The organism is Fenollaria massiliensis (genome assembly GCF_000312505.2).
GTDB lineage: Bacteria > Bacillota > Clostridia > Tissierellales > Peptoniphilaceae > Fenollaria > Fenollaria massiliensis.
Genome location: NZ_HG326224.1, coordinates 313,229 through 331,016 on the forward strand (window position 1 = coordinate 313,229; position 17,788 = coordinate 331,016).

Consider the following 17,788-nt stretch of genomic DNA (forward strand, 5'->3'; position numbering starts at 1 on the left):
TATACTACGCTTCTACTACTCTTTTTAGCTTGAAGAAGCCAAATTTTTCTTCAGGCGCATTCTTTAGCGCATCCTCTTTTGATAATGAGTATTCGCTGTCAACTTCATCCTCGCTTAATAAGCACTCTTTGTACTCATTAACTTGATAAGTCTTGTCTATGTCCTTATCGTCAAGCTCATTAACAATGGATATCATCTTGATTATATCGTTAAATTTTTTGGTGAATGCATCCATGTCTGACTCGTCTATAGCAAGTCTTGCTGTATAACATAGATTTTCAATATCTTTTCTCTCCATCATATCAACTCCTTCAAATCATTTTCATGTAGTATCTTTATATTTAAAGTTTTTGCTTTTTCAAATTTTGAACCAGGATTTTCTCCAACAACTACATAGTCTGTCTTTGATGAGACAGAGCCTTGCACTTTGGCGCCTTTATTTTCAAGAATGTTTTTTAATTCATCTCTAGTGTAATTTTCAAGTGTTCCTGTCAAAACAAATTTAAGTCCTTCGAGTGATTTATCGCCGCTATCTTCTACGTCTAAAACTTTTATTCCGTGGTCAAATAGACTTTGTATAGATTTTTTACTAGTTTCGTCTGTTAAGAATGAAACTATCTCATTAGCAGTTATATCGCCCACGTCTTCGATAGCCACTAAATCATCAAAGCTTGCATTTAAGAAATTATCTATAGTTTTATAATGCTCTGCTAAATCACGGCTCGTCTTAACACCAACATTGGCGATGGATAAAGCGTAAATAAAATTTTTAAGCTCTACTGTCTTTGAATTTTGAATAGAACTAATAATATTATTTGCTTTTTTCTCTTTAAAACCTTCTAGCTTTAGTAAATCTTCTACTTTAAGGTCATATAGCATTGAAACCTGATCAATATTTAGCTTTTCTAAGAACAATTCTGCAGTTTTTTCACTGAAGCCATCTATGTTCATGGCCTCTTTCGAAGCAAAGTGAACGATGGTCTTGACTAGTTGCGGTTTGCATCCCAAAGTATTCGGACAGAAATAATGAACGCCCTCTTTATAAAGTTTGCTGTGACAATATGGGCAATATTTTGGCTGCTCTATCTCATAAACTTCCTCGTCTGTCTTTAATGGACCCATAATCTCAGGAATAACGTCATTTGATCTTCTAATCAAAACTCTTTCGTTTAAATGAAGTTTTTTCCTCTTGATGTCATCCAAATTATTAAGTGTCGCTCTCTTTATAGTAACGCCGCCTATATCAACCGGCTCAAGTAGCGCAGTTGGCGTAACTTTCGCGCTTCTACCAACATTCCACTCAACACCAATGATTCTAGTAGATGTTTCAAGTGCCTCAAATTTATATGCAATCGCAAATCTTGGGAATTTATTAGTGTAGCCCATAAGTTTTTGCGTTTTAACATCGTTTATCTTGATTACCATGCCGTCAGTAAGAAAATCTTGTTTAAGTCTTTCTTCTTTTTGCACTTCTATCTCTTTTAATAAATCTTCCATATTAGAGAATTTTTTGTGATATTTTGAAACTGGCAGTGCATTATCTTTTATAAAAGCGACTATCTCTTCCTGCGTTTTAAATTCTTTGCCTTCTATGTAAGCAATATTGTAAAGATAAGTGATTAAGTGCCTTTTTTCAGTCTCTTTTACATCAAGGTTACGAAGCGCACCAGCCGCCGCATTTCTTGCATTTTTTAACTGAACTTCGTTGTTTTCGTTATATTCTTTAAGTTTTGATAATGGCATAAGGCCCTCGCCTTGAACTTCAAACTTGCCTTTGTATTTAACCCTTAGTGGTATTGACTTAATTGTAAGGACTTGCTCATAAATCTCTTCGCCGACTTCGCCAGTGCCTCTCGTTGCCCCCATCTTCAAAATGCCTTCATCATAAGTTAGATTAATAGTAAGACCGTCGAATTTATATTCAAGTATATACTCAGGTTTTGGAAGTTTATCGCTATGCGTTTCGTTGTATCCTTCTATAAAACGAAGATTCTTCTCGTGCCAATCTCTGAGCGCATCAAAACTTTGTGCTTTATCAAGGCTCCAAAGCCTTCCAAGATGAGTATGCTTAACAAATTTATCAAGAACAGCGCCCCCTACTCTTTGTGTCGGAGAGTATGGTAAGTGAGTTCCTGTCTCGTTTTCAAGCTTCACTAGCTCATCATATAACTTGTCATATTCTTTATCAGAAACTATCGGGTCATCAAGTACATAGTAGTGGTAGTTGTATTCCTCAAGCTTCTTGATTAATTCTTCCATCCTATTCATATCAATCTATCCTTTTTATTGGTGCAAAATCAATATTCAAAATTTTAATACCCTTATTTGGAAAACTTATAGTTAAGTTCTTGCCATTGACAGAAACAACCATACCTTCGCCAAAAGCTTTGTGCTTAATCTTGTCTCCTGCCTTGATGTCTTTTTTATCGCTCGGTGCACTATCTGTGCCTACATATGATTTAAAGCGTGAAACAGTTTTATCAAAGCCTCTTTCCTTATAAACGCTCTTATTTAGGCTAGCATTTTCAAGTATAGGTCTTTCGTCAAATTTATCTGATCTGTAGCTCACTACTTTGATTGCGTCCTCTGCCTCATCTATGAACCTCGATGGTTTTGAGATAATACTTTGACCATAAACCCTTCTTTCCTTTGCTAAACTTAAGAATAGTTTTTTCATTGCTCTAGTTAAAGCAACGTAGCAAAGTCTTCTCTCTTCTTCTAGACTACCTTCTTCTATGGCTCTTTCGCTTGGGAAGAGGCCATCTTCCATGCCAACTATGAAGACTATATTATATTCAAGACCCTTGGCGCTGTGCATAGTAATCATGGTTACTGCATCGCCGCCTTTGTCCTCAGTCTTGTCAAGGTCAGTTAAAAGTGATATCTCTCCTAAAAAGTCCTTAAGAGTGATATTATCATAATTATCTTCATAATCAAGTAATAGGCTTCTAAACTCATCTAAGTTTTCTATCCTAGTTCTTGCTTCAACAGTATTTTCTCTCTCTAGTGCGTTTAAATAATCAGTCCTATCAAGAACTAAATCATATAGCTCCGACAGAGTAACATTGTCCTTAAGCTTTTTGATTGACTCAATCACTTCAAAGAATTCTTTTATCTTTTTATTCGTGCTAATCGATAGTGCATCATAAAGGCTGATATTTTTACTAATCATATCACCCGTGATGCTCTCAATGCTTTTATCACCAATACCTCTCTTTGGTGTATTGATAATTCTTTTAAGAGAGATAAAATCATTTGTATTATCTAAAAATTTAAAATAGGCAAGTATGTCCTTAATTTCTTTTCTGTCATAGAACTTTACTCCGCCAACAATATTATATTTTATTCCAAATTTTAAGAACATATCTTCAAAGGATCTTGACTGAGCGTTTGTTCTATAAAGAATGGCAAAATCGCTCTCTTTGTATCCCTCATCCAATAGCTCTTTTATTTTTTGTGCTACAAAGTAACTCTCTTCAACATTGCTTTGTGTTATGTAGCAGTAAACATCGTCTCCGTCTTGATTGTCAGTCCAAAGATTCTTCTCTTTTCTCTCGTCATTGTTCTTGATAATCTTGTTTGCTGCCTTTAAAATATTCTTAGTAGATCTATAATTTTGTTCAAGTAGTATGGTCTTGACATTCTTATAATCTTTTTCAAAATTTAAGATGTTTCTTATGTCAGCGCCTCTCCAGCCATATATACTTTGGTCAGCATCGCCAACCACGCAGATGTTTTTGTACATATCTGAAAATAACTTTGCCATCTTATATTGCATAAAATTTGTATCTTGATACTCATCGACAAAAACGTATTTAAATCTTTCTTGATAGATTTGTCTTACGTCTTCATTTTCTTCTAAAAGTCTTACACAATTTACTATCATATCGTCAAAGTCCATCGCATCGTATTCAAGCATCTTCTTTTGATAACGTCTATAAACTTCTGCATCAGTTTTCTTTCTATAGCTATCAGAAACGCTTTCATATTCGTCAGCATCCATATTTTGCATCTTTAAATTAGATATAAGCGCTATGAAATATGATGGGACATAAGTCTTAGGATCTAATTCAAGCTCCTTTAGTATGTCCTTAATAAGTGTTATTTGATTGTCTCTATCATAAATAGTGAAGCTGTTTGTGTATCCAACAAGGTTTGCGTGGCGTCTAAGTAGTCTTAGCGCTATCGAGTGAAAAGTACCTATCCACATTGGGCTTACATCCTTATTTAAAAATGATGCCACTCTATCTTTCATCTCTTTTGCCGCTTTGTTCGTAAATGTTATCGCAAGTATTTCATTTTCACTCGCAAAACCATTCTCAATAAGATAAGCTATCTTATATGTTACAACTCTTGTTTTTCCCGATCCAGCTCCAGCCATGATTAATAAGGGACCACTGTTATATAAAACAGCTTCCCTTTGGCTCGCGTTTAGTCTGTCTAAAATATTATTCATTACCTTTATTAACTAATTCCTTTATTTTATCAAATGTAACTTGGCTTATAACGTGCTCAACCCTACAAGCATCATCATTTGCAGTCTCATGGTCAACGCCAATATTTTCAAAGAAAGTTCTAAGTGTACAGTGCCTATCATAAACAAGTTTTGCTAGCTTTTCGCCTTCCTTTGTAAATGTTAGTTCGCCATCGTCTTGAACTTCGATATAACCATCTTCTTTTAATATACCAACTGCTCTACTAACGCTTGGCTTAGAAAAATCAAGGGCCTTCGCAACGTCTGTACTTCTAACCTTAATGCCTTTGTTTTGTAGCATTAGTATCATCTCTAAATAATTTTCTCTTGATTCGCCGATTTCCATTTGCTTACCTCCTAGATTTTATACTTTCTATCAATACTTCTTTTAATGTCTTTTTCTCTTTGGCTCTCTCTTTTGTCATAAAGTTTTTTACCTTTAGCAAGTGCTATCTCAAGCTTGGCTCTGCCATTCTTAAAATATAGTCTAAGCGGAACTACCGTAGCTCCAGCTAGTTTCACCTCTTGAGAGATTCTTCTAATTTCACTTTTATTTAACAATAGCTTTCTCGTTCTTAATGGGTCTTCGTTAAATATGTTTCCTTCTTTATAAGGACTCACATGCATACCAAATACAAAGATTTCGCCATCTTTCACTATGACATAGCTTTCTTTTAAATTCACTCTGCCTTGTCTTATGGATTTAACCTCTGTTCCCTTAAGAACTAAGCCTGCCTCATATATCTTTTCAATAAAATAATCGTGTCTTGCTTTTTTATTATTAGCTACAACTTTTAAATCTTCGTCTTTCATTCAACCACTCCAAGAATTTTAAAATCAATAGTTCTTGTCTCTTTTGATGCGTCAACGACTGCCACCCTAACTTTCATGCCTATCTTGTATTCATTTAAAGAGTCCTTGCCGATAACTTTGTATTCTGTTTCATCAAAATAATAAAAATCATCGTCCATATTTGAAAAGTGACAAAGTCCTTCTATAGTGTTTTCAAGCATTACATAGACGCCAAATGATGTTAGTGAAGATATTTCTCCGACATATACATTGCCAATTTTATCTTGCATATACTCAGCGCACTTCATTTGAACTATATCGCGCTCTGCCTTTTCTTGAACTAATTCAGTCTCAGATATATGTTTTGTCATTTGATCAAGATTTTTCTCGTAATAAACGATTTTACTTTCCTTAAGTCTACCATTGATAAAATCTTTGATAATTCTATGAATAATAAGGTCTGAGTATCTTCTGATAGGCGATGTAAAATGCGAGTAATATTTTGATGCAAGACCAAAGTGTCCAAGCTCTTCATAAGTGTATCTTGCCTTTTGCATAGTTCTTAGAACGATATTTGATATAAGTGCCGACTCTTTTTTTCCCTTAAGCTGATTTAATACGTTTGCTATATCAGCTGGACTAACATTATCTGGATTAATGTATAAATCGAAGCGCTTCAAAAACTCAGCTAAGTAGAACATCTTCTCTCTCTTTGGCTTTTCATGCACTCTGTATACGAATGGCAAATCTTTCATAAAATATTCTTTAGCCACAGTTTCATTAGCAGCTATCATAAACTCTTCGATAATCTTGTTAGCAACACGTCTTTCTTCTGGTTTTATATCAATAACTTTGCCTTTTTCATCTAAAATAACTTTTGTCTCAACTATATCAAAATCAATGTTGCCTCTTTTATTTCTTTTTTCATTGAGAATATTCATTAGCTCTTGCATATTCTTAAGAGTCTCTTCTAAACCTTCAAGTCCAAGCTCCTCAGCCTTCTTCTTGCCTTCTAAAAAGTCAGAAACTTGTGGGTAATTAAGCCTATGATCAGAATTAATTATTGCTTCCGTAATCTTATGGCTAAGGACTTCACCGTTTTCATCAAAGTCTATCCTAACTGAAAGAGTTAATCTATCTTCATTTGGATTAAGTGAGCAAATTCCGTTCGAAAGCTCTTTTGGTAGCATTGGTAAGACCCTATCAAGCAAGTAGTAGGAATTGCCTCTTAAGTAAGCTTCCTTGTCTAAATAAGTGCGCTCTTTGACATAGTTTGCTACGTCAGCGATATGCACATACAAAGTATATTTATCATCATTTTTCACTAAGCTGATGGCATCATCTAAATCTTTTGAGTCAACGCCGTCTATAGTAATAGTTAATAAGTCTCTGTAATCGACTCTGCGGGCTATCTCATCTGAATTTATCTCATAATTTATTTCATCTAATTCATCTTTTACTCTATTTGGAAAATATTCTCTAAGGTCATAAGACTTAATTATCGAAGTTATGTCAATGCCTGGATCATCTTCTTTGCCGATGATTTCAACGACTCTTCCTTCTGGATTTTTATTTTTGTCTGGATACTTAATAATCTCGGCAACTACTTTATCGCCATTCTTGGCGTTTTTCGATGCGCTTTTATTGATAAAGACATCATAAATTATCTTTACATCGTCACATCTAATAAAACCAAAGCTATCATTATCTTGATAAGTACCGACAACTCTCTTAGTTGCTCTATTAAGTATCTTAATGATTTTGCCTTCGAAATTGCCATCTGGCTTTTTATCCGTAATTATCGCGCATACCTCATCAGAGTCCATGGCGTACATTGAATTTTCAAATCTAATAAATACATCAAATTCATCGCCAATAACAAAACCAAATCCACGCTTATTAGCCTCATACTTTCCTGTAATAATACGGGAACTATTGTAAGTGTAATATTTATTGTTGCTGCAAATAATTTTTTTATCTTTTTCTAATGATTTAAGTAATTTTTCAAATATTTTTTTATCTTTCTTCGTAATCTTAAAAGTTCTTAATAAATCCTTCTTGCTTTGTGGAACGTAGTCCTCTCTGCTAAAATAATTCATTACAAGTTCCCTAATTTTCATTTTATCACCTATAATTTCTTTCCATATTGGATACGTTTAAAGAGCTCTGCATCGTAAGAGTAAACAGTTTCCTTCTTCATAGTGTCAACTGCTTGAGCTATCTCTAGCATCTTTGTTATAAGATCCTTAAACGAATATCCTTTTGGCTCCCATAGATAAAAGGCAACTGAACCAGGTATTGTGTTTATTTCATTGATATAAACTTTTCCAGTATCCTTAGATACAAGTAAATCAACTCTTGCATTACCTGATGCATCAATGGAAGTAAATGCCTTAGTAGCTAGTCTTTCTAGCTCTTCTCTTAGCGGTTCATCCTTTTTAAGTAAATTTCTGTTTACCTTTGTGCCAGGAGTCTTTTTATTTGATACATATTTATCATCAAATGTTAATAGTTCTTTAAAATCTAATGGCTCTTCCAATTCTGATGTTTCTACATTTTCTTCGTAGCCCATTACAGCACAGTTAATTTCTCTTGCGTTTTCAACTGATTCTTCAACTATAACTTTTTTGTCATAGCTAAAGGCTATCATCAAAGCTTCTTCAAGATTGTCCTTGTTCTTAACCTTCGATATACCGATTGAAGAGCCAAGGTTTGATGGCTTTATAAATAATGGATAATTTAAATTCTTTTCAATATCTGCCATAACTTCTTCTTTTGAGCTTCTCCACTTGCTTCTATAGTAGTATTTGTAATTAACTACAGGAAGGCCATTGGCTCTATAAACGTCCTTCATTATAACCTTATCCATGCCAACTGATGAGCTTAAAACATTTGTTCCTGTATATGGAAGTCCAACTGTTTCAATAAGTCCTTGGCATGATCCGTCCTCACCATTGGTTCCATGAAGAGCAAAGAAAACCATATCTAATGTTTCATAAACTTTTTTATCAAACATAGACTTTGATTCTGGATTTATATAAAGATTAAAATCGCCATAGTCACAGCCAAGCATAACGTTCTTAGCTGAAGAAAAGTCTCCATCTTTAAAAGTTTTAAAATTTTTGAAGGATTCGGAGCTTAGCCACTTACCTTCTTTTGTAATATAAATTGGAATTGGAAGAAATTTTTCTTTATCCATGTTCTCAATAACTTGCATTCCTGTAATTACTGAGACTTCATGTTCTACGCTTCTCCCGCCAAATATAACGCCTACTTTTAGCATTCTATCAACTCCTAATAATTATCAGGCAAATCGTTTTCGAATAAAATCACGTCGCCTGCTTGACATATTTTTTGTAAAATTAATTGTGCATCACTTAAACTTGCTGCCTCATGTATAAATCTTTCATCGAGGCCACCATCTATAAGGCCGTCTTTAATTGCTTTTTTATTTACTTCTGCAACTATGATGAAGTGATCTACAACAGCTGCTGCATTATTTCCAAATTTTTTATTCTCTTCATATTGTAAATCTCCTAGCTCAACCATGCCAGGCGATATAACAATCTTTTTACCCTCTTTAAACTCACTAAGTACATCGAGAGCCGCTTGGGCACCGCTTGGGTTACTGTTAAACGCATCGTCAATGATTATGAGATTATTTGGATTTTCTACTAAAGATAGTCTATGCTCAACTTGATTAACATCAAGAACCGCCTTAACTATCTCTTCCATGGACATACCTAATTCGTGAGCTGCAGCCACGGATAAAAGTACATTGTAAATATTGTGCTTACCAAGTAATTTTGTCTTTAATTTATAATCATTATTTTTGTAAATAAGAGTAAATTCAGTACCAAATTCGCCTACGCTTATATCTTTAGCAAAATAATCACAAGCGTCGTCTTCAAGTGAGATGTAAACCTTTCTAGTCTTGACCTCAGCCGCTTTTTCTTTAATATATGGATTATCGTAGTTAAATATCGCTAGACCGCCTTCTTTAAGCGAATCGATAAGCTCAAACTTAGTCTTGACAATGTTTTCCATAGAGCCAAAAGTTTCTATATGACATGGACCGATGTTTGTGATGATGGCGATGTCTGGCATAACAAGATCAGCTACTTCCTTAATCTCACCCACATATCTTGCTCCAAGCTCAGATATAAAAACTTCAGTTCCGCTCTCAAGCTCATTGTTAATTACTTTTGAAATACCCATAGGTGTATTGAAAGAACTTGGTGTTGCATATGTCTTTAAACTATTCTTCACTATGTCATTTAAAACAAGTTTTGTCGATGTCTTGCCATAGCTGCCAGTTATTCCAACAACTTTTAATTTATTTTCTTTTTCTTTTTTAATTTTATTTTGTGCCTCGACGTAAAAACCGTGATTAATTTTATTTTCAATTGGAAGTGCTAGTATATTTGCACATTTAACGCTTCTTGCTCTTATGATATATAAAAGAAAGGCAAGTACTAGTAAATATGCTAACGCTATTTTTTCTCCAAATATTAGATAAGCGATGATTGATGTATACATGATAATTACATTAAATAAAGCAAATATCTTCATCATCCTCTTCATCCTATCAGTAAAGACTAAAGGCTTTTTATCGCCAGGTTTTAATTTTTTTAAAGCGTTCTTTAGCCAGCCAAAATTTTTAAGCCAAGCTTCGTATTCGCTTGAAATATACATATTTAATTGCATTATTTGGAAAAATGCTAAAGAGTGTATATATATTAAAACTGTTAATAAAATTGGCAAGAATATAAATATAGCTATCATAGTTCCTCCTTACTAAGATAAGATCTAATTACTCGTGAAAATATTTGATAATCATCTGCATAAGAGAAGTGTCCACCCTCAAGTTCAACCAGAGCAGAATTTTTTATCTTCTCATTCATAATTTTACCCATATATAATGGAGTTGTATCATCATCTTTGCCCCACAATATAAGGGTATCATTCTTGATAGAATCCAGCCTATCAAGAAGAGACTCGTTAACGACCTTGACAAAAGTCTTCCTCATGATGCCACTTGTATTTTTGTAATCGTCAGAGCCAAATTTCTTTGAAAGCTTTTTCATAAGCTCTTCTTCACTCTTGTAAAAAAAGATTAGCCTATAAAGCTTTTTAAAGAATTTATATGTATAAACTTTTAAATAATATGAAAGACTTCTCTTAGGAAGTATCCCTGAAGCGTCTATAAGAACCATCTTATCAAGTCTTTCATAGCCTTCAGAAGCGATTTGTATCAAAGTTTTGCCGCCAAAGCTGTGACCGATGGCGTCAAATTTTTTAATACCAAGCTTCTCAACAAAGGCCTTAACAATGTTTGCATAGTCTTCTCCGCCAAAAACTCTATCTGGTTCAGATGACTTGCCATGACCTGGTAAATCTATGGCGATAACTCTTCTTGTGTCCTTCAAAGCGTTCACTATGCCCATGACTGCTTCGATTGAAGCGCCCCAGCCATGAAGTATAATTACAGGCTTTTCTGATTCACCTTCTATTATGTAATTTATTTTAATATTGTCAATTGTTATTTCCATAAAATCACCCATATTATAAATGAAGCTCCCCTTATTTAATAGCATCGCTCATTAAAATCAAGGGGAGTCCAATTACAATTTTATCTTATTTTATAATAAGTCCACCGTAGCTAACAAATACTTGTGCAAATACTAATGCTACTATTGTCATTAATTTAATTAGTATATTTAGAGATGGTCCTGATGTATCTTTGAATGGGTCACCAACAGTGTCTCCTGTTACTGCTGCCTTGTGAGCATCTGATCCTTTTCCACCATGAACTCCTGATTCAATATACTTTTTAGCATTGTCCCAAGCTCCGCCTGCGTTTGACATGAAGATTGCCATTAGAACGCCTGTTACTAATGAACCAGCAAGTAGACCGCCTAGAGCTTCTGTTCCTAGAAGTACACCAACAAGTACTGGACATACAACAGCTAGAAGACCAGGGATAACCATTTCTCTAAGAGCTGCCTTAGTAGAAATGTCTACGCACTTGCCATAATCAGGTTTTGCAGTTCCTTCCATGATACCAGGAATTGATTTAAATTGTCTTCTAACTTCTTCAATCATTTGGTTAGCAGCTTTACCAACTGCATCCATAGTTAATGATGAGAATAAGAATGGTAGCATACCACCGATGAATACACCTGCTATTGTTAATGGATTTGTTAAGTCAATCTTTTCAAGTCCAACTGCTTGTGTATATGAAGCGAATAATGCTAGAGCTGTAAGTGCAGCTGAAGCGATAGCAAAACCTTTACCAACTGCTGCTGTTGTGTTACCAACTGAGTCTAGCTTATCTGTGATATCTCTTACGCTTTCTGGAAGACCGCACATTTCAGCGATACCACCAGCGTTGTCAGCAACTGGGCCGTAAGCGTCAACTGCGATAGTTGTAGCAGCTGTTGCTAATAGACCTATAGCTGCTAGTGAAATTCCGTAAAGACCATTTACTGGGCTTGCTGCGCCGCCTGCTAGGAAGAATGCAACTAGTATACCTATTGAAATAACTATCATAGGGATAGCTGTTGACATCATACCTACTGATAAACCAGCGATAATGTTTGTTGAAGCACCTGTTTCTGATTCTTCAGCAACTTTTTGAACTGGCTTATATTCAGCAGCTGTATAATATTCTGTTACTTTTGCTATGATTAATCCAACAACAACACCTGCTACTATAGCATAGAATGGTTGGATTGAGCCTAATATCTTTGTAGATAAGAAGTAAGAAGCGATTATAGTGATTAATGAACTTCCCCAAGTTGCCATATCAAGAGCTTTTTGAGGGTTCTTATCGCCTTTTACAAATAATGTACCGATGATTGATGCAACGATACCAACTGAGCATAGTGCTAATGCGAATGAAATACCATTGTCGCTAAATGCTAGTGCACCTAAAGTAATAGCTGAAATAATTGCTCCAACATATGATTCAAATAAGTCAGCGCCCATACCAGCAACGTCACCAACGTTATCACCAACGTTATCAGCGATAACAGCTGGGTTTCTTGGGTCGTCTTCTGGTATACCAGCTTCAACCTTACCAACTAAGTCAGCACCAACGTCTGCAGCCTTTGTATAGATACCGCCACCAACTCTTGCGAATAATGCGATTGATGAAGCACCTAAACCAAAACCTGTAACGATGTTTGCATCTTTGAATATCATCCAAACAATGCTAGTACCTAGTAAACCTAAACCTACAACGCACATACCCATAACAGTACCGCCTGAGAAAGCAACGTTTAGAGCCTTGCCCATACCGCTTTCCTTAGCTGCGTTTGCAGTTCTTACGTTAGCTTTAGTAGCTACTGTCATGCCGATGTATCCAGCACAGATTGAGAATACAGCACCTATTAAATAACATACAGCTGTACCGATGTTGATTAATAGAGCTAGAATTACAAATAATACAACGATAAATATTGCTAAATATTTGTATTCTCTTGTTAAAAATGCAAGAGCGCCTTCTTGAATGTAACCAGCAATCTCTTTCATTCTTTCGTTACCAGCTTCTTGCTTAGTAACAAATAGAGCTTTAACTAAAGCAAATAATAGTGCTATAGCTCCGACTATAGGAGCTATGATTAAAATTTTGTCCATTTCTTCCTCCTATTTTATTATTATAAAGCTGCTAATATCAAAGTTGTTACCATGAACACAACTGATGAAACTGTTGTTATTCTTTTTAAAACAACATTTCTTGTAGGATTTTTAGAGCCCCAAATACTTTCAGAACCGCCTAATGCTTGTAAGCCTTGATCATCCCCTTCAGTAGCTGCTACTGATATAGTTAATACTAAAGCTGAAATTGCAACTAGTGCATACAATACGTAATTCATACACACACCTCCATTCTCTCTTATAACATATTTATTTTACCACAAGAGCATTTATTTTGCAATGCTTTTTTCTTATTTAATATGATTTATAATGAATTCATTTTTTATTATTTTATGCTGAAGTGAATATCGTATTACGCGTAAAACGACTTTTGTAAAATTTATAAAAAATGGCATTAGCATTCATCACTTTCTGCAATATCTCCTGGAATTTCAATGTAATCTGCTATTACGGTATTTATCGCGCTAAAAAACGGCATCGTGAAAATCACGAATGCCGTTATATGACTCTATATTAAATTCACTCCTTTTTAATTTGCTAATGATGCACTATAATAATTTCCAATTGATAACGTTTTGCAATTATACTTTACACTATTTGACTTTTCTTTAATTGATATATCAGGTATATCTATAAAGTATACTCCACTAGCTTTTGAAATCATAACTTTATCTATTATAAAGTCCCCATATTTTTTTGTATATTCCTTTGCATCTAGCCAATCTATAATAGCTCCATCCTTAGTTATATAGTATGCAGGGTCATAGGAAAAAATTAGATTTTTACCAGTCTCATGATTAAAGTATCCTATTACAGATATGTTTAGTGATCCAGTTGCATCATATATCTTATCCATAGACTTACATAAAAAGTCTGCCTCATATAAGCCATTTTTACTTGATTTTTTTCTATTTAAATTCTTATGTTGTTTTTTATACTCTTCTTTACTTATTTCAGTATATTGATTTTTATATTCATTAATAATATTATCATTTAAAGAAAATATACTAGAATAATCTCCATTTAAGCACAGTCTTTCCATTTTTTCCATTTCTTTATCATATTCAGGATGTCCTTTAGTTACAATAGCAGTTCCAACTCTGGTATCGTTTTTATTTGAGGTAAATATACTCCAATTAGATGGTCTTGGTCCTATATTATCAACTTTTTTAAAAGGCGCTTGCGTTGTATACTCAAGTACAGTTCCTTTAAAATATGTTAAAGAGCCATCCGGATTGTGTGTTAAATCTGCTGCTTTCGGAAATATTTTATACAAACTATTAGGGTCAAGTGTTTTATCTTTTCCATACTTAGTTTTTGGTAGCTCTTCTGGTTTTGGTATTTTTTGTCCACTTGCTGTTACCCATGCTAAATTACTTTGTTCAGCTTTTTCTTCATTAAGAGTTCCTGCTGTTAAAACTACTTCCTTTGCCTTATTGTCCCAATCAACTTTGAAACCCAATGTCTCTGCTATGTTTCTTATAGGTAAGAACGTTTTTGATATTGCTGGGTCGATTTGTGCTGGAACATCTATCGTTACTGCTTTGCCATCTGCCCACATAAGTGGTTTGCCAACTGGGTATGATATTGTCTTGCCAGCATATGTGATGTCGACTATGTGGTTAGTGCCGTCCCACTCAACTTTTGCTTCTTCGATTGCGTTTACAAGGTCTCTTACTCCTACGCATGTTCTTCCACCCACAACTCTTAAGCCGTCTGTCATCTTTTGATCGACTCTTTGTTTTTCTCCATCTTTCATTATGAATATTTTAACTTCATCTTTAAATTTTTTTACTTCTTGTTTAAGTGATGGTGCTTTTTTAAACTCTTCTATCGCTTCATCTGTCGCTGCAAGAGCTGTTGCTGTTAATATTTGTGAAGCAATTAAAGCTCCTAAAAGTACTTTTTTAAGTTTCATACTACTACATCCCCCTTTGATATTGTTCTTTATCTTAATTATACAATATATTTGTATAATTTTCTAGCTATTTTAAATAAAAAATAGGATGAGCATAAAGTGCCCATCCCATGTAAAATATTTTATTAAATTATTTTTTTAGTATGCTCTTGCCAGCGTAAACTGCTGTATCATCAAGCATATACTCAATTCTTAGAAGTTGATTGTATTTAGCAACTCTTTCTGATCTAGCTGGTGCACCTGTTTTGATTTGTCCTGTGTTTAGTGCAACTGAAAGGTCTGCGATTGTTGTGTCTTCTGTTTCGCCTGATCTGTGTGAAATAACTGCTGTGTAATGATTTCTGTGAGCCATTTCGATTGCTTCGATAGTTTCAGTTAATGTGCCGATTTGGTTAAGCTTGATCAAAACTGAATTTGCTGTGTGTGTTTCAATACCTTTTTTGATTCTCTTTGTGTTTGTAACATAAAGGTCGTCACCAACTAATTGAATCTTATCTCCTAATCTTTCAGTTAATTTCTTCCAGCCGTCCCAGTCATTTTCATCTAAGCCGTCTTCGATTGAGTAAAGTGGATACTTATTAACTAATTTTTCGTAGTAATTAATCATTTCTTCGTCTGTTAGCTCTGCGTTATCGCTCTTTAGATAATATTTTTTAGTATCTGCGTTATATAATTCGCTCGCAGCAACGTCAAGAGCTAGATAGATGTCCTTGCCTGCTTCATAACCAGCTTTTTCAATAGCTTCGATTATAGTTTCGATTGCTTCTTCATTGCTTGATAAGTCTGGTGCATAACCACCTTCATCACCAACGCCTGTAGCTAATTTTCTTTCTTTAAGAACATTCTTTAAGCTGTGATAAACTTCTGATCCCATTCTAAGCGCATCTCTAAATGTTTCTGCGCCTATTGGCATAATCATAAACTCTTGTATGTCTACGTTATTATCAGCGTGTTGACCGCCGTTTAAAATGTTCATCATAGGTACTGGTAAAACTTTTGCGTTAGTTCCGCCGATATATCTATAAAGCGGCATATTTAGTTCATTTGCAGCGCACTTAGCAACTGCTAGTGATACGCCAAGCATAGCGTTTGCACCAAGTTTGCCTTTATTTTCTGTTCCGTCAAGATTTATCATCAATTTATCTATTGATACTTGATCTGTTACTTCCATATCAAAAATTTCAGGTGCGATAACGTTGTTTACGTTGTCAACTGCCTTCAATACGCCTTTTTTGGCGTATCTCTTTGGGTCTCCATCTCTAAGTTCTACGGCTTCGTGTTCGCCAGTAGATGCTCCTGATGGGACTATAGCTGATCCGATTGCTCCTGATTCAGCTAAAACTGTTACTTCTACAGTTGGGTTAGATCTTGAATCTAAGACTTCCATAGCAAATACATCAATAATTCTACTCATTTTATTCCTCCGATACCAATAGGCTCTCGCCTGTCATTTCTTTTGGCTTTTCTATATTTAATATATCTAATAGTGATGGTGCTAGGTCAGCTAGTACGCCATCTTTAAGCTTATGCTTTCCGTCGTTAAAAAGTATTACAGGGACAGGATTTGTCGTATGTGATGTGATTGGTTTACCATCTTCATCAAACATTGCCTCGCAGTTGCCGTGATCAGCTGTGATTATGGCTGTAAAACCACATTCCTTTGCCTTTGCTAACAGTTTTGCAAGGCATGTATCAACTGTTTCTACCGCTTTGATTATGGCTGGAACAACTCCTGTGTGTCCGACCATGTCTGTGTTTGCATAGTTTAATATAATTAAATCATAATCTGCCATAACGCTCACTAATTTATCTGTAAGCTCATAAGCGCTCATCTCAGGTTTTAAATCGTATGTCGCTACCTTTGGTGAATTTATCAAAATTCTGTCTTCATCAGCAAATTTTTCTTCGCGGCCGCCATTGAAAAAGTATGTTACATGAGCGTATTTCTCTGTTTCGGCTATACGAAGCTGTTTTAAGCCATGTTTTGAAACAACTTCTCCAAGTGTGTTCACTATCTCTTCATCTTTATAAGCGATATGAACATTTTTAAAGCTTGAGTCATAATTTGTCATGCACACATAATAAATGTCATCCAAAAACTTTCTTTCAAATCCAGAAAAATCTTTATTAGTGAAAGCATCTGTAATCTGTCTTGCTCTATCCGGTCTAAAATTAATAAAGATAATGCTGTCTCCTGATTTTATTTCATTCACTTCACCAGCATTTTTAATTGCGCATGGCAAAATGAATTCATCTGTGACATCTTTTTCGTAAGATTTTTTAATCGTATCTATAGCATCATCCGAAACAAGTTCAGGCGTCTTAGATGTGACAGCTTTGTAATATTTTTCTGTTCTGTCATAGCGCTTATCTCTGTCCATAGCATAGTATCTGCCGCTGATTGATGCAAGGTGAGCGCATGAATTATTTTTCATGTAAGCAATAATTTCGCTCACATCGTTCTCACCTGAGTGTATGCCTACATCTCTTCCATCTAAGATCGCGTGTAGATAAGTTCTATCGCCCACGCCCTCTTTTTTGCATAAATCAAGAAGCGCCTTTATATGATCGATGTGCGAGTGAACTCCCCCATAGCTTAGTAGACCCATCAAATGAAGATTTGTATTATTTTTCTTTGCGTGCTCAATCGCCTTAAGAAATTCTTCTTTTTTAAAGAAATCTCCGTTCTTAATGTCTCTATTGATCATAGAAAGATCTTGATAAACAACTCTTCCTGAACCTATGTTTAAGTGACCAACCTCGGAGTTACCCATCTGTCCAGCGGGTAGGCCTACATATTCGCCGCTCGCTTGTAATTTTGCATGAGGACAATCTTTAAATAATTTATCGATTGTCGGCGTATTGGCTCTATATACAGCGTTTGCGTCGTTATCTTTACCGATTCCGAAACCATCTAATATTATTAATATAGCCTTTGACAT

14 protein-coding genes are annotated in these 17,788 nt (G+C 34.9%); all 14 read right to left on the minus strand.

Annotated features, from left to right (window positions below; genetic code table 11):
- Positions 1 to 4: 4 nt before the first annotated feature.
- Positions 5 to 298: an Asp-tRNA(Asn)/Glu-tRNA(Gln) amidotransferase subunit GatC gene (gene gatC, locus BN30_RS01550; protein ID WP_019213774.1), complete on the minus strand. Its 294-nt coding sequence runs from the start codon at positions 296 to 298 to the stop codon at positions 5 to 7.
- Positions 298 to 2,268, minus strand: coding sequence for an NAD-dependent DNA ligase LigA (gene ligA / locus BN30_RS01555; protein WP_019213775.1), 1,971 nt, complete (start codon positions 2,266 to 2,268; stop codon positions 298 to 300). Before ligA ends, gatC begins: the two co-directional genes overlap by 1 nt.
- Position 2,269: 1 nt before the next feature.
- Positions 2,270 to 4,456, minus strand: a complete 2,187-nt coding sequence (locus BN30_RS01560; protein ID WP_019213776.1) for an ATP-dependent helicase — start codon at positions 4,454 to 4,456, stop codon at positions 2,270 to 2,272.
- Positions 4,449 to 4,820: a metal-dependent transcriptional regulator gene (locus BN30_RS01565; RefSeq protein ID WP_019213777.1), complete on the minus strand. Its 372-nt coding sequence runs from the start codon at positions 4,818 to 4,820 to the stop codon at positions 4,449 to 4,451. Before BN30_RS01565 ends, BN30_RS01560 begins: the two co-directional genes overlap by 8 nt.
- Before the next feature lie 11 nt (positions 4,821 to 4,831).
- Positions 4,832 to 5,287, minus strand: coding sequence for an SsrA-binding protein SmpB (smpB, locus tag BN30_RS01570; RefSeq protein ID WP_019213778.1), 456 nt, complete (start codon positions 5,285 to 5,287; stop codon positions 4,832 to 4,834).
- Positions 5,284 to 7,386 (minus strand): ribonuclease R, encoded by a 2,103-nt coding sequence (rnr, locus tag BN30_RS01575; protein ID WP_019213779.1) that lies wholly within the window; start codon positions 7,384 to 7,386, stop codon positions 5,284 to 5,286. The genes smpB and rnr overlap by 4 nt, the downstream gene beginning before the upstream one ends.
- Positions 7,387 to 7,394: 8 nt before the next feature.
- Positions 7,395 to 8,549, minus strand: coding sequence for a D-alanine--D-alanine ligase family protein (locus BN30_RS01580; RefSeq protein ID WP_019213780.1), 1,155 nt, complete (start codon positions 8,547 to 8,549; stop codon positions 7,395 to 7,397).
- 11 nt (positions 8,550 to 8,560) lie between these two features.
- Positions 8,561 to 10,051 (minus strand): UDP-N-acetylmuramoyl-tripeptide--D-alanyl-D-alanine ligase, encoded by a 1,491-nt coding sequence (locus BN30_RS01585; protein WP_019213781.1) that lies wholly within the window; start codon positions 10,049 to 10,051, stop codon positions 8,561 to 8,563.
- Positions 10,048 to 10,818 carry an alpha/beta fold hydrolase gene (locus BN30_RS01590; protein WP_034450212.1) on the minus strand — a complete coding sequence of 257 codons (771 nt, stop codon included), beginning with the start codon at positions 10,816 to 10,818 and terminating at the stop codon, positions 10,048 to 10,050. The genes BN30_RS01585 and BN30_RS01590 overlap by 4 nt, the downstream gene beginning before the upstream one ends.
- An 85-nt stretch (positions 10,819 to 10,903) precedes the next feature.
- Positions 10,904 to 12,907, minus strand: coding sequence for a sodium-translocating pyrophosphatase (locus tag BN30_RS01595; RefSeq protein WP_019213783.1), 2,004 nt, complete (start codon positions 12,905 to 12,907; stop codon positions 10,904 to 10,906).
- 20 nt (positions 12,908 to 12,927) lie between these two features.
- The gene (gene secG / locus BN30_RS01600; protein WP_019213784.1) at positions 12,928 to 13,146 is read right to left on the minus strand and encodes a preprotein translocase subunit SecG; all 219 of its coding nucleotides are present in this window, start codon (positions 13,144 to 13,146) and stop codon (positions 12,928 to 12,930) included.
- A 311-nt stretch (positions 13,147 to 13,457) separates the two neighbouring features.
- A complete protein-coding gene (locus tag BN30_RS01605) occupies positions 13,458 to 14,846 on the minus strand; it encodes a copper amine oxidase N-terminal domain-containing protein (protein ID WP_019213785.1) in 1,389 nt (462 codons plus the stop codon).
- A gap of 130 nt (positions 14,847 to 14,976) precedes the next feature.
- Positions 14,977 to 16,260, minus strand: coding sequence for a phosphopyruvate hydratase (gene eno, locus BN30_RS01610; RefSeq protein WP_019213786.1), 1,284 nt, complete (start codon positions 16,258 to 16,260; stop codon positions 14,977 to 14,979).
- Position 16,261: 1 nt separating this feature from the next.
- On the minus strand, positions 16,262 to 17,788 hold the full coding sequence (gpmI, locus tag BN30_RS01615) for a 2,3-bisphosphoglycerate-independent phosphoglycerate mutase (protein ID WP_019213787.1): 1,527 nt from the start codon (positions 17,786 to 17,788) through the stop codon (positions 16,262 to 16,264).